The sequence below is a fragment of the Nocardioides sp. NPDC006303 genome, assembly GCF_040613175.1.
GTDB lineage: Bacteria > Actinomycetota > Actinomycetes > Propionibacteriales > Nocardioidaceae > Nocardioides.
Genome location: NZ_JBEXRR010000002.1, coordinates 1 through 18,449 on the forward strand (window position 1 = coordinate 1; position 18,449 = coordinate 18,449).

Sequence of the window (18,449 nt, forward strand, 5' to 3'; positions counted from 1 at the left end):
TCGAGCCGCGGGAGCCGCTAGGCGGAGGCGTGTCGAGACCAACACGGTCCTATCGGCGCTCGGCCGGACTGTGTTGGTCTCGACACGCTCGCTAGCGCTCGCGGCTCGACCAGCGTCAGGTGAGGTCGGTGCGGTCGGAGTCCTTGAGGGCGGCGACGATCTTCTTGACCTGCTGGGCATGCGTACGGGTGGTGACCAGGACGGCGTCGTCGGTGTCGACGACGACGATGTCCTCGAGGCCGATGAGGGCGACCATACGGCCGGAGTGGGGCACGACCAGGCCGGTGGAGTCGAGGGCGTGGACGAGCGTGGCGTCACCGAGGATCGTGGGGCCCTCGGGCGAGGCGGTGGCGGCCGCCTGGAGCAGCGTCGCGAGCGAGTCGAAGTCGCCGATGTCGTCCCAGCCGAGGTCGGCGGGCACCGTGGCGACCCTGCCGGCGGCGGCAGCGGGCTCGGCGACGGCGTGGTCGACCGCGATCTTCGGCAGCGTCTCCCACAGTTCCTCGAGCCGCGACGGCTCGGCGGCGATGGCCCGCAGCCGGTCGGTGAAGCCGGGGTCCGACTCCGCGAGCAGGTCGAGGAGCACGGTGGGACGGACGACGAACATACCGGCGTTCCAGCGGTAGCGTCCGGTCGCGAGATAGCCCGCCGCGACCTCGGCCGACGGCTTCTCGACGAACTCGTCGACCAGGTACGCCCCCGGGTGGCCGGCCAACGGCTTGCCCTCGGCGATGTAGCCGAACGCGGTCGAGGCGAAGGTCGGCGAGATCCCGATCGTCACCAGCCAGCCGTCCGCGGCGATCGCCGCGGCGCTGCGTACGGTCTCGTGGAAGTTGTCGACGTTGCGGATCACGTGGTCGGCGGCGAAGGAGCCCATCACGGCCTCCGGATCGCGCCGCTCCAGGAAGGCCGCTGCCAGGCCGATCGCGGCCATCGAGTCGCGCCCGCTCGGCTCGGCCAGGATGGCGTCGTGCGGCACCTCGGGCAGCTGCTCGCACACGGCCCGCTCATGGACCGCGCCGGTCACCACCATGATGCCGTCGGAGACGGGCTCGAGGCGGTCGTAGGTCTCCTGCAGGAGCGTACGTCCGTGGCCGGTGAGGTCGCGCAGAAACTTCGGCTCCGAGGACCGCGAGAGCGGCCACAGCCGCGTACCTGCGCCACCAGCGGGGATCACTGCCCAGAACGTCATGCCGCACACCTTAGAGTTTCGACGTGAGCAGCTTCCCCGAGACCCTCGCCCGAGCCCTGCGGACCAACCCCGGCGGTCCGTTCGTGACCTTCTACGACGAAGCGAGCGGCGAGCGCCAGGAGCTGTCCACCACGACGTACGCCAACTGGGTGGCCAAGGCCTCGGGCCTCCTCCTCGACGAGCACGGGCTCGAGCGCGGGGACAGCATCCGGATCGACCTGCCCACCCACTGGCTGGCCACCGTCTTCCTCGGTGCCGCCTGGAACACCGGGCTCGTGGTGACCGACTCCGACGGTTCCGATTCCTCTGGCCCCGACGCCGTCGTCTGCGGCCCCGAGACGCTGCCCGCCTGGGCGGATGACGCCGCGAAGCGGCCGACACTGGCATGCTCGCTGCTGCCGTTCGGCGTACGTTTCGCCGACCCGCTCCCCCAGGGCGTGCACGACGTCGGCATCGAGGTCTGGGGACAGCCGGACGCCTTCACCCCCTGGGACCCGCCGGCCGCGGACGACGCGGCCACCTCGTGGGCCGGCGTCGAGACCAGCCACGCGGATCTGTTCGGAGGCGACGGACAGGCCGTACGGCTGCTCTCCACCGTCCCCTCGGCCTCACCGGCCGGCGCCGAGCTCCTCGCCTCGCTGCTCACCGGCGGCGGCTCGCTGGTGCTGGTCACCAACGCGACCGAAGAGCGGTTGACCGCACTGGCGGAGTCCGAGCGCGCTCAGCCGAACTGGTCGTAGCCTCGTACGACGCCCATCTGGGACTTCCGGTCCCAGCCTCCGCTCTGGTTGTGCTCGTAGGCGAACCACATGCCGTCGGACTTGCGACGCAGCAGCAGGTCGCCGCCGGTGGAGGCGCCGCGGAGGTCCTTGGTCGCGAGGATGAAGTCGAAGACGCTGGTGTCGATCCCGGGGTCGGAGTAGGTGGTCAGGCCGCCGGGGCCGTTGGTGCGGAAGATCAGCAGCTTGCTCGAGACCCTGAAGACCACCTCGGGCGAGCCGTCGTCGGCGTAGAAGCGGCCGGCGCCGATGACCTGGGTCGAGCCGCTCACTGCGCTGCGCATCCGGTAGGACGCTCCCAGGGCGCTGGTGCCGCGCCCGGGCCAGACCCGGATCTCGCCGGTGGAGTGCTTGCCCACGAGGTCGGGCCAGCCGTCGCCGGTGATGTCGGTGACCACGTCGATGACCGAGACGGACTGGAAGCCGCGCCCGATGATGACGCCGGTGGCGAAGGTCTCGGTGCCGTTGCCGCGGTTGACCCGGACCGTGCCGTCGGTGTGGCGGATCAGGATGTCGCCGTCGCCGTCGCGGTCCCAGTCACCGGCGTTCATCAAGGTGGCCGAGGTGCCGCCGATCAGGTTCGTCGCCCGCGGCGTACCGAAGCGGGCGTTGCCGTCGGTGCGGATCACGACGATCCGCTTGTCGGCGGACCGCCGGGCGACCAGGTCCGGGTAGCCACGCCCGCTGATCTGCGACTGCAGCTCGCGCGCCGCCCAGCTCGCCTGCTTCGAACCCGCCTGCGAGCGGATCGTGCTCAGCTTGGCGTAGAGGTAGCGGCCAGGGCACGCGGTGGAGCCGGCGTCGCGATGGCCCATGATCGCGTGCGAGAACGTGCGGTCGCCGATCCGGGTGGAGCCCTTGTTGCCGCGGACACCGTGCAGCGACAGCTTCCACGCGTACAGCGTCCCGAAGGCGTTCACCAGCGCGGTCGGGGGTGCGACGTTGTCGAAGTTGCCGATCGCGGAGGCGGCGAAGGCGTAGCTGTTGTAGCCCGAGGTGTGAGCACCCACGACGGGCCGGTCGACGCCGCCGTAGCGGCCCTCCCAGATCCGGCCGAACTTGTCGATCAGGAAGTTGTAGCCGATGTCGCGCCAGCCCCGGCTCTGCACGTGGTAGGCGTAGATGCTCCGGATGATCCCCGGCACCTGGTCCCTGGTGTAGGAGTTGGTGTTGACGGTGTGGTGCACGAACCCACCGCGGACCTCGTGGTAGTCGGGCGGGCCGGCCTCGCGCACGCTCTCGTCGGCGCCCCACTGGCGACGGCTGTAGATGCTGGGTTTGGAGGTGTACGCGGCCGCCGACAGCGTCGCTGCCTCCCCCTCCTCGACGCGCGCTGTGCTCTCGGCGCCCTCGGCCGGCTCCGGCGCGTCATCGGCCCCGGTCTCGATCTCGGGCGACTCGCTGCGGCTCGCGTCCGCCTCGCCGGGCGTGATCACCGCCAGCCTGAGGTCGGCCGGCACCTGGGCACCGGTCAGCCGTAGCCGGGTCTGCACCTGGTCGACCTCGCCGACGATCGCCTCCATGGTGCCCGGCCTCGACCCGTCGGCCTCCGCGGAGTCCGGATCAGGAGCATGGTCGTCCAGGTGGACGTCCAACGCCTGCCAGTCGCTCCACGTCCCGTCCACCAGCGTGCGTACGTCGGCCGCGACCGCCTCCTCCGGCACGACCGCGCCGGGCGCCCAGGTGAGCCCGACCGTCCCGAAGCCGTCCACCGGCTGCGGAAGGCTGGTGACGGTCACCGCATCGCCCGCGTCGGCGGCCTTCTTGGCCTGCGCGGTGATCCGGCCGGCTCGGGGCGCGGTCAGCGAGATCTCCTCGAGATGGGCATCGACCGGCTTCACGGGCACCTGCGCCGCTGACGGCACCGCCACCTGACTCCCGGAGACGGGAACCTCGCCGGGTCGGACCACCTTCAGGTCGACGACGGTGCTCGCCGGGACCAGCGCGGCCAGGACGAACCCGAGCACGAGCAGCTGCTGGGTCGAGGCGACGTAGCGCGAACGAGCGCGCTCGACGTCGCTCGACCGCTCTTCTCCGGCCTGCGAAAGCACGTATGGATCCCCCTGGTTCCGTAACACCAGGGAACATCTTTCACATCAGTCACAGGGGTTGGGAAGAGCCCGCGGGGAACTACAGATCTGTAATTCTCCGCGGGCTCTCGCCCTGAGCTCAGCTCAGACTTCCGCTCCGAGCGCGCTGTCGGCAGCGTCGAGCTTCCTCTGCGCCACCGACCCCTTGGCGTCGTCCTCACCGTAGTGGAGGTACTCGATGCCTTCGTCGACGTCGCCGTCGAAGACCAGGCGGCCCTTCTCCAAGCAGATGACGCGGTCGCACATCCGCTTGACCGAACCGGCGGCGTGGCTGACGTAGACCACGGTGCGGCCGCTGTCGCGGATCTCCTCCATCTTCTCCATGCACTTCTTCTTGAAGGGCTTGTCACCGACGGCGAGGACCTCGTCGGCGAGGAAGATGTCGGAGTCGATGTGGACGGCTACCGAGAACCCCAGGCGCGAGTACTGCCCCGAGGAGTAGTTGCCGACCGGGGAGTTGAGGTGGTCGCCGAGCTCGGCGAAGTTCACCACGTCGTCGTAGATCTCGGCGGTCTCCTCGGCGGAGAGCCCATAGATCGCGGCGTTGAGGAAGATGTTCTCCCGGCCGGACAGCTGCGGGTGGAAGCCCGCACCCGTCGCGATCAGGCCCGCGATCTGGCCACGCGTCTTCACGACACCCTGGTCGGGGCGCATCACGCCGCTGATCAGCTTCAGCAGGGTCGACTTGCCCGAGCCGTTGAGGCCCATCAGGCCCACCGACTCGCCCTGCTTGATCGTGAAGGTGACGTCGTCCAGCGCCTTGAAGGTGTTGGAGACGGCCCGTCCCTTCATCTTGGCGACGGTGATGTCCTTGATGCTGCGGTGGTAGCGGAGCGTGAAGTTCTTGGTGACTCCGTCCACCACGATCGAGTCGGCGGTCATGTCAGACGCTCCGGAATCTTGTTCTCGTACTTGCTGAAGACCACCTGGGCGATCACCAGCAGGACCAACGAGACACCGAACGCACCCAGACCCCACATCCACAGATTCTCGGGCAGGTGCTTGGCGGCGGTCTCCTCGGGATTCGGGGTCACCCCGACCCAGAAGGCCTGCTGGAAGAGCAGCACGGCGTCCGCGATCGGGTTGAGCAGGTAGATCCAGGCCTTGTCCCCGAGGGCGCTCTCGATCATCGAGAACGGGTACATCATCGGGACGCCGAAACGGATGTAGTTGGTCAGGATGTTGACCGCGCTGCCGAAGTCCCGGAAGAAGACGTTGGCCAAGCTGAAGACCAGGGCAAGAGCGGTGCCCAGCGCCATCACGATGCCGAGCGCGAGCAGGAAGGAGGGAACCGTCTCCCAGGTCGGCGTCCATCCGCTGAACAGACAGACGACGATGAGGATCAGAGTCGCCGGCACGAGGTGGTAGAGCGAGACCAGCATCGAGGCGACCGGGAACATCTCCTTCGGCATCGCCATCTTCTTCAGCAGCCCCTTGTTGCCGAGCAGGGACCGCGTCCCTGCCCCGAAGGTCTCGGTGAAGAAGTGGACGATGACCAGCCCGGCGAACAGGTGGACCGGGTAGTTGTCCATCCCCTTGTCCGCGCCCATGATCTTGCCCATGAAGATCCAGTAGACGAGGAACTGCGTCAACGGGTTGATGTAGGACCAGAAGACGCCGAGGATCGAGTTGGAGTAGCGACCGCTGATCTCCCGCTGCACAAGCAGCTTGAGGAGGTAGCGGCTCTTGAAGACGGAGAGCAGACCGAGGTTCTCCGCCGGGGGTGCCAGCGGCGCGTCGACGATCCGTACGGGGCGTTCATCAACTCCGGTTGCCATCGGACCCCTTCTCCTCGACGACCTTCCACGGCTCGAACGTCTTCTCCCAGGCCTCCGGCGAGGTGAACTCGCTCAGCTTGGCGCGGTACTCCTCGGCGAGCTTCGGCCACTGGCGCTTGAGCCGGCGGTGCACCTTGATGGTGTCCTTCAGCATCTGGTTGAAGCGCTTCTTGTCGCGGCGGTAGAAGGCAGCGCCCTGCTGGTCGTTCATCGACACGATGGCGCTGTCGTACTTGGTGATCCGGTACCACTGGTTGTCCATCGCGGCGAGCTCGGCCTCGGGGAACTCCGTGGAGAGCTTGCGCGGCTTCATGATCTGCCGGATCGGCGCCTTGAGCGCGGCCAGCTTGACCTCGCGGCTGGTCGGGACCTCGGTGTCCTCCTTGCCCTTTCGCGGCGGCTTGTGGCGGCGCACGGGCGGGAACTCGTCACGGTCTGCCTTGAGCTGCGCGTCCGGGTAGTCCTTGACCATCTCGCGTACGGCGGGAAGCTGGGTCGCGAGGGTCTCATGGAGCTTCTCGGGGCCGGCGAGCACGTCGAGCAGCGCCTGGTGGCGCAGCATGACCGTCGAGTACTGCATCGAGACCAGGTGCTTGATCTGGTGGGAGAACGACTCGGTGACCATGCGGCCGCCGTCGTCGTAGATCGAGTGCAGCAGAGCGGCGACGAAGCGGTTGCGCTGGTGGAAGTAGGACTGCCAGTCGAGGGCGTCGTTCTTGTCGGTCCACGGGACGTGCCACACGGCCGCACCCGGGAACGACACGGTCGGGAAGCCGGCCGCCTTGGCGCGCAGGCCGTACTCGGAGTCGTCCCACTTGATGAAGACCGGCAGCGAGAGCCCGATCTCCTCGATCACCTTGCGCGGGATCAGGCACATGAACCAGCCGTTGAAGTCCACGTCTACGCGCTTGTGCAGCCAGCGGGTCGAGCGCAGGTTGCGGGCGCCGAAGTCCCAGTCGCCGTAGACGCCGGGAGCCGACTGCCACCAGAAGCGCCACGGCTGGACGATCTCGCCGTAGGAGTGCAGGCGCGACTTGGCGTAGAGCGAGAACATGTGGCCGCCGACGATGGTCGGCCGCTTGGCGAGGTCACCGAAGGTGATCGCGCGGATGATGCCCTCGGGCTCGCAGACGACGTCGTCATCCATCATCAGGGCGTACGTCGCGGTGCCCTTGCGCAGCGACTCGAGCTGACCACGCGCGTAGCCGCCGGAACCACCCAGGTTGCCCTGCTCGATGATGTGCAGCAGATCGCCCAGGGCCTTCTCGGCCGCCGGGAACTCGACGTCGTCGGCGACCTTCTTGGTGCCTTGCTCCATCACGAAGACGGTGTCGAGGTAGGGGCGCAGCTGCTCGTCCTCACCCATCTGCGCGAGCAGCTTGGCGCAGAAGTCGGGCTTGTTCATCGTGGTGACGCAGATGTCGACGGTGCCGTGCTCGGCACGGTCGTCGGGGACCTCCGCGGTCCACTCGGCCGAGGTGATGACGGCGTCCTCGTCGGAGGCGACGACGTCGTACCAGTACCAGCCGCCGTCGACGAACGGCTTCAGCGGCAGGTCGAAGGTGAAGGTGCCCTCGGGGTTGGTGCCGGTGTCGGCGGCGTCGACGCGCTGGGAGCGGCCGTTGGCCATCGACTTGTAGACGATGACGCTCGCGCCGCGACCCTGGAGCGCGACGGTCAGCTTCACGCTGTCGACCACGGTGTGCCGGCGCCAGTAGCTGGCCGGGAACGCGTTGAAGTAGGTGCCGAGCGAGAGCCGCTCGCTCTTCAGGATCCGCAGCGCCGTACGCGACTCGATCTGGTCGGGGTGGATCTGGGTGCCGTCGTTGATCGACTGGCGGATCTGGGCGTTGTTCAGCGCCTGGGCCGTCTTGTCGGAGCCGACCTCGTACTTGTCGGCGTCGAGGATGGCAGCCTGGTTGTCGACGTAGAGCGGGAGTACGTCGGAGTCACGGTCCAGGGGCAGGATCTGCCGCTGGAGCAGTCGGGTCACGCTCATTCGTCAACGCCTCCGGAGGTGAGCGGGGTGCCGTCCTCGAAGTGGGGACGGAGCTTGTTCTCGAACATGGTGAGCGCGGACGCGATCGCCATGTGCATGTCGAGGTACTTGTAGGTGCCGAGGCGGCCACCGAAGAGCACCATCGGCTCCTTCTTGGCCAGGTCGCGGTAGACCAGGATCTTCTCGCGGTTGTCGGCGGTGTTGATCGGGTAGTACGGCTCGTCGCCCTCCTGGGCGAAGCGGCTGTACTCCTTCACCACGATCGTCTTGCCGGGCTTGTAGCGGTCGGCGCGCTCGGGGTGGAGGTGCTTGAACTCCAGCTCACGGGTGAACGGGACCTCGGGGTCGTTGGCGTTCACCACGCCGGTGCCCTGGTAGTCGTCCACGTCGAGGATCTCGGACTCGAGGTCCACGGTGCGCCAGGAGAGCTTGCCCGCGGAGAAGTCGAAGTACTCGTCGACCGGACCGGTGTAGACGATCGGGACCTTGCCCTTGTAGTCGTCGACCACGGTGAAGAAGTCGGTGTCGAGCTTGACCTCGATGTTGGGGTGGTCGGCCATCCGCTCCAGCCACGCGGTGTAGCCGTCGACCGGGAGACCCTCGTACTTGTCGTTGAAGTAGCGGTTGTCGAAGGTGTAGCGGACCGGGAGGCGCGTGATGATGTCGGGCGACAGCTCCGTCGGGTCCTTCTCCCACTGCTTGGCGGTGTAGCCCTTGATGAAGGCCTCGTAGAGCGGGCGGCCGATCAGCGAGATCGCCTTCTCCTCGAGGTTCGTGGCGTCCTCGGTGTTGAACTCGGAGGCCTGCTCCGCGATCAGCGCGCGCGCCTCGTCGGGGGTGTGCGACTTCCCGAAGAAGGAGTTGATCAGCGCGAGGTTCATCGGCAGGGAGTAGACCTGCCCCTTGTACTTCCCGAACACCTTGTGCTTGTAGTCGGTGAACTCGGTGAACTTCCGCACGTAGTCCCACACCTTCTCGTTGGAGGTGTGGAAGAGGTGGGTGCCGTACTTGTGCACCTCGATGCCGGTCTCCTCGTCGAACTCGGAGTAGGCGTTTCCACCGATGTGCGGACGGCGCTCGATGATGAGCACCTTCTTGTCCAGCTCGGTGGCGGCGCGCTCGGCGATGGTGAGGCCGAAGAGGCCGGAGCCGACGACGACGAGGTCAGGAGTGGTTTCAGGGGAGGACACGATCGCTCAGTCTAGGTCTCTGTGGGTAAGGGGTCGGTCAGGAGGAGGTGGGGATGGTTCGCATACCCCGCGCGGCGCGCAGGGCCTTGATCACGTTGACGGCTTCGTGCTTGCCGCCTCGCAGCGGGCTGAGGAGAACCACAGCCGCGGTGATGAGCCAGGGCTTGAGACGTACGAGGACGTTCTCGCCGTAGCGGAAGTGGACGACGAAGAGGTTGCGGTACATGTAGAAGCCCTTCCAGCCGGCCAGGTCGTGCTGCTGGCTGAAGTCGAGCTGTCGCACGAGCACCGCGTCGCGTACGGCCCAGATCGTGCGGCCGGCGCGGCGGGCGCGGATCGCGAGATCCACGTCGTCGTAGAAGATGAAGTAGGTGGGATCGGGAAGCCCGATCTCCTCCAGGACGGTGCGGCGGATCATGAAGCCCTCGAAGGCGACGTTCTCCACGGCTACCCGCTCCGGAAGCGCGTCGCGGGTCGGGTAGGTGTCCATGACCGAGGCCGTCTTGGGCTTGATCGCGAGCGGGTTGCGCAGGTCGAACTTCAGCGCGGCCAGCTCGATCAGCTTGCCGTTCTTGTCCTCGCGCACGGAGAAGAGGCAGTCCTCGTCCTGGGCGAGCAGCACCTCGAGGCAGTCGTGGGCCGGGACGACGTCGTCGTCGATCAGGTAGAGACGGTCCCAGCCCTGCTCGACCGCGGCCTTGGTGCCGAGGTGGAAGCCACCGGCGCCGCCGAGGTTCTCCGGGCTGTCGATCACCTGCAGGTTGGGGGTGATCGCCTCGGCGAGGACCTGCGCGGTGTGGTCGGTGGAGGCGTTGTTGACGACGATCACCGCGTCAGCGGGCTCGTCGAGCTTGGTGAGCCCGTCGAGCAGCCCACGCAGCATGTCGGCGCGGTTGTAGGTGACGACGACGATCGCGACCGTCTCACGGGTGGTGCTCAACGAAGGAACCTCTCGTGTCCACTGAAGTCCCCCCGGATGGCAGCCCACCACGCCTGCGCAGAGAGCCGGATCCGCTTCGGCTGCGGCTTGGTGAGCAGGTAGAACCATAGAGTCTTCGCCACGAAAGCCAAAGCGAAGGGCCACCCTCGGTAGTCGCGCAAGTTGAGCAGGTTGTTGCGCGCCATGCAGTAGTGCTTCAGGTCGCTCGGCGTGTGGTTGTACGTCGCCCTCCCCCACGCCATCGGGGTGCCGAGATCTCCGACGGAGGGATGGCGCACCTGAGCGCCGACGACGGTCGCGATCCGCGCCCCGGCCTTCTCGGCCCGGAGACGGTATTCGTGGTCGTCACCCCAGATGAAGTACTCCGCTCGGGGGTAGCCGATCCGCTCCACCAGGTCGCGGGTGACCAGGACCCCGTTGAACGGGATCACGATGTCCTTGATCAGGCCGTCGGTGGCGGCCGCCTCGACGTCGGCGAGCTGGTGCACGACCTTGGAGCGGCCCGGGAGCCGGATCGGGAACACCAGGCGGCCGGGGTCACCCTCGTCGACGACGAGCGGCCCCCAGAAGTCGAGGTCGGTCTGCTTGAGCAACAGCCCGAGGCAGTCGGTGTCGGGCAGGCCGTCGTCGTCCATCAGCCAGACCAGGTCGGCGCCGCGCTCGATCGCCATCTCGAGACCGTCGTGGAAGCCGCCGGCGCCGCCGCTGTTGCGCTGCAGGGTGCGAGCGATCACCGGCACCTGGCGCTGACCCGGCTCCTCGGCACCGTCGAGCTCGGCGAGCCACTGCGACGTACCGTCGGTGGAAGCGTTGTCGATGACGATCACCTCGTCGAGGCCGTCGACCACGTCGAGCCGCTCCAGCAGTCGCTGCAGCAGCTCGAGACGGTTGAAGGTCACCACGACCGCGGCGACACGATTGCTCCCTGGCACGGATCCAGACTAGCCGCGACCGCGGGGTATCCCGGGAATCAGCGAGTCGCTGTGACCTGCGCTTAACCCGTTGTTCAACAGGCTGAGGCGAGGTCGTCGGTCTCGTTGGCCTGGTAACCCTTGTTGCGCGAGCCCAGGGAACCGCCGGTGACGGGGCCGCCCTTGTCGTCGGCCTCGGAGCCGCCCGCCTTTGGCTTGCCCTCGGCCTTCTGGGTGGGCGCCTTGGTCTCGCCGTCGTCGCCGGTGCCGGGCGACTTGAAGACCTCCTCCTTCTTCGGGGTGGCCTTCTTCACCGCCTTGCGCACCTCGGCGTGGATGTCGGACATGTCCGGGTCGGCGGTGTTGACCAGCGGAGGCACCAGCGAGAGCGTCGAGATCTTCTGCGACTTCGCCTTCAGCGCCAGCGCCGAGAACCGCTCGATCTCGCTCGGCGGGACCGAGGTGGTGATGGTGGAGCCGGTCGCCTTCGCGACGTCCTGGTAGTGGCGTACGACGTCTGCGGGGCTGGTCTGCTGCAGGATCGCGTTCAGGACGCACTTCTGGCGGGCCATCCGGGAGTAGTCGTCGGAGTCGTGGCGGGCCCGGGCGTACCAGAGGGTCTCCCAGCCGTCGAGCTTCTTCGTGCCGGGCTGGATGTGGGTGTAGAAGCTGTCGGAGGGGAGGCCGACCGGGATCGGCTGGCGAACCTTCAGGGTGACTCCCCCGATGGCGTCCACGATCTCCTCGAAGCCGTTGAGGTCGACGATCGCGTAGTAGCTGATCTGCAGGTCGGTGATGCCCTCGACGGCGTCCACGGTGGCGGCCATCCCGGGGTCCTTCTCGCCCTTGTAGAGCTCCTTGTGCTCACCGGCCCAGGTGCTCACGCCGTTGAGGTAGCAGCCGTCGCAGTCGAAGCCGCGCGGGAACTCCTCGTCCATCGGCGAGCCGTCGTCGAAGGTGAAGTTCTGCATGTTGCGGGGCAGGCCGATGAGCACCGTACGTCCGGTCACGGCGTCGATGGAGGCGACCGTGAGCGAGTCGGGACGCAGGCCCCAGCGGGTCTTGCCGCCGTCGGAGTCGGCGCCGGCGAGCAGGACGTTGAAGCGGCCGTTGTGGGCCTCGGCGGCCTCGGCGCCGGCGAAGATCGCCTCGACCATGCCCTTGTGGACGCCGACCAGGTGGGCGCCGAAGATCAGGGTCGCGGCCACCGAGAACGCCAGCGCGCCGTTGATCGCGACCACGATGCGGCGCTGCTTGAGGTCGAGCTCGAGCGGGCGGCCGAGGCGCCAGGCGTCGATGAAGAGCGCTGCCCAGGCGATGGCGCCGGCGATGAGCGCGATGCGGAACAGGCCCAGCAGCCACGGCGTCGTGCCGAGCCGGAAGATCAGGCCGTGCCACAGCAGGGAGATCAGGAAGACCAGCCCGGTGGTGACCGCGAGACCGATGACGGTCCAGATCGCGATCCGGCCGACGCGGCGGTTGCCGGCGACGAGCTGGGCGGAACCCGGCAGGAGCAGCGTGATCAGCAGCAGCGCCATGGCGCGACGGAACCGCACGCGGGAGGCGCGCTCGGCGGCCGTACGCTGGGGCCGGTAGTTCTGCTCAGCCATCTGGTGTCCCTCGGGTGTGAGTCTGCACCGCCAGTATCACCAGTCACACGAGTAACACGGTGGTGCGACGCGCCGACTAACTTTAGCGGCCTGGCACGGTACGTTTGAGCGCATGCCAAACCCCCGCAACCCTGGCAGCCCCAACGATCCCCGGTCGCAGCAGTACGGCTGGGCGTACGGCAATGGCCAGCATGCTCAGCCCTCCGGGCCCGAGCCCACCAACGTCATGCCCACCGTCCGGCGCCCGTCCGGCGGCGCGCCGCCTCCGGCGCCGCCGCGTGGCGGCTATGACCGGCCGCTGCCCCAGCCGGGGCAGATCGCGCCGACCCCAGGGCAACAGGGCGGGTATGGCAACCAGGGCTACAACCAGGGCTACAACCAGGACTGGAACCAGCCGAGCGAGTACGGCGGCAACGGTGGCAACGGTGGCTATGGGGGTCCGGGCGATGGCTACGGCGGTCGCGGGGGCCGCCAGCCCAAGCCCAAGAAGCGCCACCCGTTCCGCCGGTTCGTCGCCATCGTGATGATCCCGGTGCTGATCCTGGTCGGCGCGGTCGCCTGGATCGGCATCAGCGCCTGGAACAAGGTCGACAAGGTCCCCTACGAGCCGACCGCGGGCGAGCGGCCCGCGGACCAGCCGGGCACGACGTACCTCATCGTCGCCAGCGACTCCCGCGAGGGCCTGACCGCCGAGGAGAAGAAGAAGCTCTCCACCGGTGACGCCGCGGGCAGCCGCACCGACACCATCAAGCTGCTGCACACCGGCGGCGGCAAGACGATCGTGGTGACCCTCCCCCGCGACTCCATCGTGCCGATCCCCGGTCATGGGGAGACCAAGATCAACGCGGCGTTCGCCTACGGCGGCCCCGAGCTGCTGGTGCAGACGATCGAGCAGAACACCGGCGTACGCATCGACGGCTACGTCGAGATCGGCATGGGCGGTCTGGCCCGGCTCGTCGACGGCGTGGGTGGCATCGAGATCTGCCCGAAGAAGGCCATGAAGGACCCCAAGGCCGGCCTGGACGTCGAGAAGGGCTGCCAGGAGGCCGACGGCGTCACCGCGCTCGCCTACTCGCGGTCCCGCTATGCGGCCGAGGACGGCGACCTGGGTCGTGGCGCCAACCAGACCGAGGTCATCTCCGCGATCGGCAAGAAGGCCACCAGCCCGGCCACGCTGCTGAACCCGTTCAAGCTCGCCGAGATGGGCGAGGGCGCCGCCGGGCTCAAGGTCGGCGAGGGCATGAGCGTCATCGGCGGCGCGAAGTTCCTGTTGGCGTTCAAGGCGCTCGCCGGCGGCTCCGCGATGACCTGCGGCGTCCCGATCAGCGACTTCGCAGTCCACTGGCGCAAGGACGACGCGCTGACGATGTTCGGCCACATCAAGGAGGACACCGTCGACCAGATCCCGGCGGACATCTGCACGCCGACCGGTCTGCCCGAGTAGCCCGTTCCACCCCGGCCGTCCCTACTGACCTTCGTCGGTAGGGACGGCTGCTTTTCGTCCACTGTGCCCGGCCGCGTACGTCCCTAGGTTCGAGGCATGATCACTCTGGACCACCTGACCAAGAGATACGGCGCGACCACCGCGGTCGACGATCTCACCCTGCAGATAGAGCCCGGCCGGGTCACCGGCTTCCTCGGCCCCAACGGCGCCGGGAAGTCCACGACCATGCGGATGATCCTCGGCCTGGACCGGCCGACGTCGGGGACCGCCACCATCGACGGCCGCCCGTACGCCTCGCTGCGGCGCCCGCTGCGCGAGGTCGGCGCGCTGCTCGACGCCAAGGCGGTGCATCCCGGTCGCCGGGTGCGTACGCATCTGGTGGCGATGGCGCGGAGCAACTCGATCCCGGTGGCCCGGGTCGACGACGTGCTCGAGCGCGTCGGTCTCGCCGGCGTCGCCCGGCGCCGGGCCGGGAGCCTGTCGCTCGGGATGAGCCAGCGGCTCGGGATCGCGGGCGTGCTGCTCGGCGACCCGCGGGTGATGCTCTTCGACGAGCCGGTCAACGGGCTCGATCCCGACGGGGTGATGTGGATCCGGAAGCTGCTGAGGTCGCTCGCCGCGGAGGGGCGTACGGTCCTCGTCTCCAGCCACCTGATGAGCGAGATGCAGCAGACCGCCGACCACCTGGTCGTCCTGGGCCGCGGGCGGCTGCTCGCGGACTCCTCGCTGGAGTCGTTCGTCGCCGGGCACGGCTCTTTGGAGGAAGCCTATTTCCGGCTGACGGCCGGGAGCGTTGAGTACACCGGGACGGAGGTGGCCTGATGCTTGCCTCGATCTCGTCCGAATGGACCAAGCTCTGGTCGGTCCGCTCGACCTGGTGGTGCCTGATCGGCGCGGCCGCGCTGATGGCGCTCTACTCGGTCCCGCTGGGCTTCGACGCCGCCGAGCCGAACCCGAACCTGTCCCACGCCGACCAGCTGCTCCATGTCGAGGAGGTCGCCACCGCAGGGCTGCTGTTCACCCAGTTCGCGCTGATCGCGCTCGCTCTGCTGACGGTGACCTCGGAGTACGCGTCCGGCAGCATGCGTACGACCCTGCAGTGCGAGCCCCGGCGCGGCAGGGTGCTGGTCTCGAAGCTGATCGTTGTCGAGGCCGTCGCGCTGGTCGCAGGAGCGCTCCTCGCCGTCCTGGGTGCCGGCCTCGGCTACCTGACGGCGGGTGACTACGGCGTCTTCGACGTCTCTTCGGTGGCCACGGTGGCCGCGAAGATCAGCGTCTACATGGGCGTGGTCGTCGCGCTGGCCATCGGGCTCGCGGTCGGCCTGCGAAGCACCGCCGGGGCGCTGGTCGTGGCGTTCCTGGTGCTCTTCCTGCTGCCGATGGTGCTGATGATGAGCGGGATGGACCTGATGACCGACGTGTCCTACTACCTGCCGGGGACGGCGGGCACGGAATACCTCGGCATCGGGATCGCGACCCTCTTCGGGCTCTCCGACGGACTCCCCTACGGCCGCAGCGGCGGGCTCGGGCTCTTCGCCGCCTGGTCCGTGGCCACGCTGCTGGCCGGCTACCTGGTGTTCCGCCGGCGCGACGCCTGAGGCCTCCGCCTGCTAGCGGTCCTCGCTCACGAGCCCTGCCTCGTGGGCGAGGACCGCTGCCTGCACCCGGTTGCGTACGCCGAGACGACCGAACGCGCTGCTCAGATAGGCCTTCACGGTCCCCTCCACGAGGTGGAGACTGCGACCGATCTCGGCGTTGGAGAGCCCGGCGCCGACCAGCGCCATCACGTCGCGCTCGCGGTCGGTGAGGGCGGCGACCTTGGCCCGCGCGTCCGCGGCCCGCGACATCCGGTCACCAGCCCCGGCGCCGAGCTCGGCGATGACGCGCTGGGCAACCCGTGGCGAGAGGAAGGCGGCGCCGTCGGCGACCGCGTGCACGCCCGCGAGCAGCTCGCGGGGATCGCCTGACTTCAGCAGGAATCCGCTCGCCCCGTCGCCGAGGGCCCGGGCGATGTAGGCGTCCTCGGAGAAGGTGGTCAGCATGACTCGCGCGGTCTCCGGGGCGGTCCGGGCGATCTCCGCCCCTGCTGCCAGACCGTCCATCCGCGGCATCCTGACGTCGAGCAGCGCGACGTCGGGCCGGTGGCGCTGGGCCGCCTCGACCGCCGCGCGCCCGTCGGCGGCCTCGGCGACCACCTCGATCGCCTCGTCGGTCTCCAGGATCGCGCGTACGCCGGCCCGCACCATCGCCTCGTCGTCGGCCAGCAGCACCCGGATCACAGGCGCACCCCGCGCCGCTGGTCCGCGCGGGCCGGCAGATCGGCGACCACCTCGAACCCGCCGCCGGCGGCGGGGCCGTGGCGCAGCGTGCCTCCGGCGGCGCGGGCCGCCTCCTCCAGCCCGGCAAGGCCGAGACCGGTGGTGGCCCCGGCGCGCGGAGGGAGGGTCGCCCGGCCGTTCGTCACCGAGAGGCGTACGCCGTCGGCTCCGGTCTCGACCGAGACCGTCACCGGCGCCCCGGCAGCGTGCCGGGCCGCGTTGGTCAACGCCTCCTGCACGATGCGATGGGCGGCGACGTCCCGCACCCCTTCGCCATCGTCGAGCGATCCCTCCAGGCGTACGTCCATCCCCGACTCGCGCGCACGCTCGACCAGGCCCTCGATCCCGGCCGCGGCAGGGGCCAGCGGCGCCTCCTCGGCGGCGGGGCGGAGCACACCGACGATCTCGCCGAGCCGCTCGGTGGCCCCGGCTGCGGCCGCGCGGATGGCGCCGGCCGCCTGCTGGTGGGCGTCGGTGAGCCCAGGTGCCACCTCGAGCGCACCGGCACGCAGCGCGATCAGGCTGAGCTCGTGGCCCAGCGAGTCGTGCATCTCCTGGGCGATCCGGGCACGCTCGGCGAGCTGGGCCTGCTCGATCTCGGTCGAATGGTTGCGGGCGACCTGGCGCAGGTAGCGGCCGCTGAGCCACGGCAGCGCCATGAAGATGATCATGTTGCCGGCCATCGCGACCTGCACCCCGCCGCCGTTGACGACGGCATCCAGCACGGTCAGCGCCACCACGGCCACGCCCGCCACGACCGCCGACGGCCACACCTGGTCGGCCCATCTGCCGACCAGGAAGCTCACCAGGGCCGCGAACGCGATGTAGCTGATCAGGACCCACCCGTCGTTGGCCACCACCGTGCCGCCGACCAGCGCGCACACGAGCGCCACCGCTACGGCAGGCTGCCTCTGCCGGACCCACATCGCGAGCGTGACGCCGAGGACTCCCACCAGCGCCGACCAGCCCGACCACTGCGGGTGGCCGGCATCGCTCATGTAGAGGTGCTCGCCGGCGACCGCCACGATCAGGACGCCCGACAGGATCGACTCGAGGGCCCGGGGCCGGCGCAGCAGACTCACGCTCACCACGGTAGTTGCCGTCTCGCCCGGGCTGTACCGACTTTCGTCAGTAGGCAGACCCACCCTTCCGCAGCCGAACGGAAGCAATACAGACTGTGACCCATGGCTTACGAGACCCTGACCTTCGACGTGGACACCGATGGCATCGCGCTCCTGACTCTCAACCGACCCGACGCGCTCAACTCGTTCACGGTGACGATGGCGCGCGAGCTGGAGGAGGTCTTCACCACCGACGCGATGGCCGACGAGGTGCGCGCGGTCATCGTGACCGGCGCCGGGCGGGCGTTCTGCGCCGGGATGGACCTCTCCGCCTCCGGGAACGTGTTCGGCCTCGACGAGTCGCTGCACCCGACGCCCGAGAGGCTCGCCGAGCACCTCGCCGACCCGGCCAACCACCCCGAGTACGCCGAGGGCGTACGCGACACGGGCGGCAAGGTCACCCTCGCGATCCACGCACTTCCCAAGCCCGTGATCGCTGCGATCAACGGCCCGGCGGTCGGCATCGGCGCCACGATGCTGTGCGCGATGGACGCGCGGCTGGCCTCCTCGAAGGCGAAGATCGGCTTCGTCTTCGGCAAGCTCGGCATCGTTCCTGAGGCCTGCTCGTCCTACTTCCTGCCACGCGTCGTGGGTGTCCCCCGGGCCCTGGAGTGGCTCTACACCGCCGAGATCCTCGAGCCCGACCAGGCCCTCGACGGCGGTCTCGTCCGCAGCATCCACCTGCCCGACGAGCTGCTGCCCGCGGCCTTCGAGCTGGCCCGGAGGTTCACCCAGAACCGGTCGCCGGTCGCCACCGCGCTCGTGCGCCAGCTGATCACCCGCAACGCCTCCGCACGCCACCCGCTCGAGGCCCACCTGTCCGACTCGCTGGCGATGTTCTACGCCTCGATCGGTGACGGCAAGGAGGGAGTCGCCGCGTTCCTGGAGAAGCGGGCGCCGGAGTTCACCTCGAAGGCGTCCGAGGTCCCGGACGTGTTCTACGGACAGATTTTTACGGGCTGACCTGCAGCGATAGTCGTTGACCCCCTGTTGTGGGGCCGGATCCTGGGCTACGGTCGAAAGTGGGCCCGCCCGCTGGTCCCTCACCCGGGTGTGGCCGCGGCCGGCACGCAGTGC

At 68.9% G+C, this 18,449-nt stretch carries 16 protein-coding genes; 5 read left to right on the forward strand and 11 right to left on the reverse strand.

The genetic code is table 11. The features are described 5' to 3' along the window. Nucleotides 1–115 precede the first annotated feature (115 nt). Nucleotides 116–1,192: a mannose-1-phosphate guanylyltransferase gene (locus ABZY89_RS01530; protein WP_355224082.1), complete on the reverse strand. Its 1,077-nt coding sequence runs from the start codon at nt 1,190–1,192 to the stop codon at nt 116–118. Between the two features lie 23 nt (nt 1,193–1,215). Between ABZY89_RS01530 and ABZY89_RS01535 the strand changes: the two genes are divergently transcribed. Next, nucleotides 1,216–1,932 (forward strand): TIGR03089 family protein, encoded by a 717-nt coding sequence (locus tag ABZY89_RS01535; protein ID WP_355224084.1) that lies wholly within the window; start codon nt 1,216–1,218, stop codon nt 1,930–1,932. On the opposite strand, the gene ABZY89_RS01540 is transcribed toward ABZY89_RS01535, so the two are convergent. The 8 genes from ABZY89_RS01540 to ABZY89_RS01575 form a co-directional block, all read right to left on the reverse strand. Further along, nucleotides 1,914–4,022: an FG-GAP-like repeat-containing protein gene (locus tag ABZY89_RS01540; RefSeq protein ID WP_355224085.1), complete on the reverse strand. Its 2,109-nt coding sequence runs from the start codon at nt 4,020–4,022 to the stop codon at nt 1,914–1,916. The genes ABZY89_RS01535 and ABZY89_RS01540 overlap by 19 nt on opposite strands. A 123-nt stretch (nt 4,023–4,145) precedes the next feature. Next, nucleotides 4,146–4,943: an ABC transporter ATP-binding protein gene (locus tag ABZY89_RS01545; protein WP_355224087.1), complete on the reverse strand. Its 798-nt coding sequence runs from the start codon at nt 4,941–4,943 to the stop codon at nt 4,146–4,148. Beyond that, nucleotides 4,940–5,839 carry an ABC transporter permease gene (locus ABZY89_RS01550; RefSeq protein ID WP_355017873.1) on the reverse strand — a complete coding sequence of 300 codons (900 nt, stop codon included), beginning with the start codon at nt 5,837–5,839 and terminating at the stop codon, nt 4,940–4,942. Before ABZY89_RS01550 ends, ABZY89_RS01545 begins: the two co-directional genes overlap by 4 nt. Continuing rightward, a complete protein-coding gene (locus ABZY89_RS01555; protein WP_355224089.1) occupies nt 5,823–7,838 on the reverse strand; it encodes a glycosyltransferase in 2,016 nt (671 codons plus the stop codon). Before ABZY89_RS01555 ends, ABZY89_RS01550 begins: the two co-directional genes overlap by 17 nt. After that, nucleotides 7,835–9,028 (reverse strand): UDP-galactopyranose mutase, encoded by a 1,194-nt coding sequence (gene glf / locus ABZY89_RS01560; RefSeq protein WP_355224090.1) that lies wholly within the window; start codon nt 9,026–9,028, stop codon nt 7,835–7,837. The genes ABZY89_RS01555 and glf overlap by 4 nt, the downstream gene beginning before the upstream one ends. A 37-nt stretch (nt 9,029–9,065) precedes the next feature. Next, nucleotides 9,066–9,968: a glycosyltransferase gene (locus tag ABZY89_RS01565; RefSeq protein ID WP_355224092.1), complete on the reverse strand. Its 903-nt coding sequence runs from the start codon at nt 9,966–9,968 to the stop codon at nt 9,066–9,068. Next, complete coding sequence (locus ABZY89_RS01570) at nt 9,965–10,900, reverse strand: glycosyltransferase (RefSeq protein ID WP_355224093.1); 936 nt, start codon at nt 10,898–10,900, stop codon at nt 9,965–9,967. Before ABZY89_RS01570 ends, ABZY89_RS01565 begins: the two co-directional genes overlap by 4 nt. Nucleotides 10,901–10,974: 74 nt before the next feature. After that, nucleotides 10,975–12,489 (reverse strand): LCP family protein, encoded by a 1,515-nt coding sequence (locus ABZY89_RS01575; RefSeq protein ID WP_355224094.1) that lies wholly within the window; start codon nt 12,487–12,489, stop codon nt 10,975–10,977. Between the two features lie 112 nt (nt 12,490–12,601). On the opposite strand from ABZY89_RS01575, the gene ABZY89_RS01580 reads away from it, so the two are divergent. The 3 genes from ABZY89_RS01580 (at nt 12,602) to ABZY89_RS01590 (ending at nt 15,531) form a co-directional block, all read left to right on the forward strand. Continuing rightward, a complete protein-coding gene (locus ABZY89_RS01580) occupies nt 12,602–13,933 on the forward strand; it encodes an LCP family protein (protein ID WP_355224096.1) in 1,332 nt (443 codons plus the stop codon). 96 nt (nt 13,934–14,029) lie between these two features. After that, nucleotides 14,030–14,755 carry an ATP-binding cassette domain-containing protein gene (locus ABZY89_RS01585; RefSeq protein ID WP_355224098.1) on the forward strand — a complete coding sequence of 242 codons (726 nt, stop codon included), beginning with the start codon at nt 14,030–14,032 and terminating at the stop codon, nt 14,753–14,755. Next, complete coding sequence (locus ABZY89_RS01590; RefSeq protein WP_355224100.1) at nt 14,755–15,531, forward strand: ABC transporter permease subunit; 777 nt, start codon at nt 14,755–14,757, stop codon at nt 15,529–15,531. The genes ABZY89_RS01585 and ABZY89_RS01590 overlap by 1 nt, the downstream gene beginning before the upstream one ends. Before the next feature lie 12 nt (nt 15,532–15,543). Here the strand turns inward: ABZY89_RS01590 and ABZY89_RS01595 are convergent, their stop codons facing one another. Together ABZY89_RS01595 and ABZY89_RS01600 are read right to left on the reverse strand one after the other, a co-directional pair. Continuing rightward, nucleotides 15,544–16,212 (reverse strand): response regulator transcription factor, encoded by a 669-nt coding sequence (locus tag ABZY89_RS01595; RefSeq protein ID WP_355224102.1) that lies wholly within the window; start codon nt 16,210–16,212, stop codon nt 15,544–15,546. Further along, nucleotides 16,209–17,333, reverse strand: coding sequence for a histidine kinase (locus ABZY89_RS01600; protein WP_355224104.1), 1,125 nt, complete (start codon nt 17,331–17,333; stop codon nt 16,209–16,211). Before ABZY89_RS01600 ends, ABZY89_RS01595 begins: the two co-directional genes overlap by 4 nt. Nucleotides 17,334–17,435: 102 nt before the next feature. Between ABZY89_RS01600 and ABZY89_RS01605 the strand changes: the two genes are divergently transcribed. Continuing rightward, nucleotides 17,436–18,335, forward strand: coding sequence for a crotonase/enoyl-CoA hydratase family protein (locus tag ABZY89_RS01605; protein ID WP_355224106.1), 900 nt, complete (start codon nt 17,436–17,438; stop codon nt 18,333–18,335). Nucleotides 18,336–18,449 lie beyond the last annotated feature (114 nt).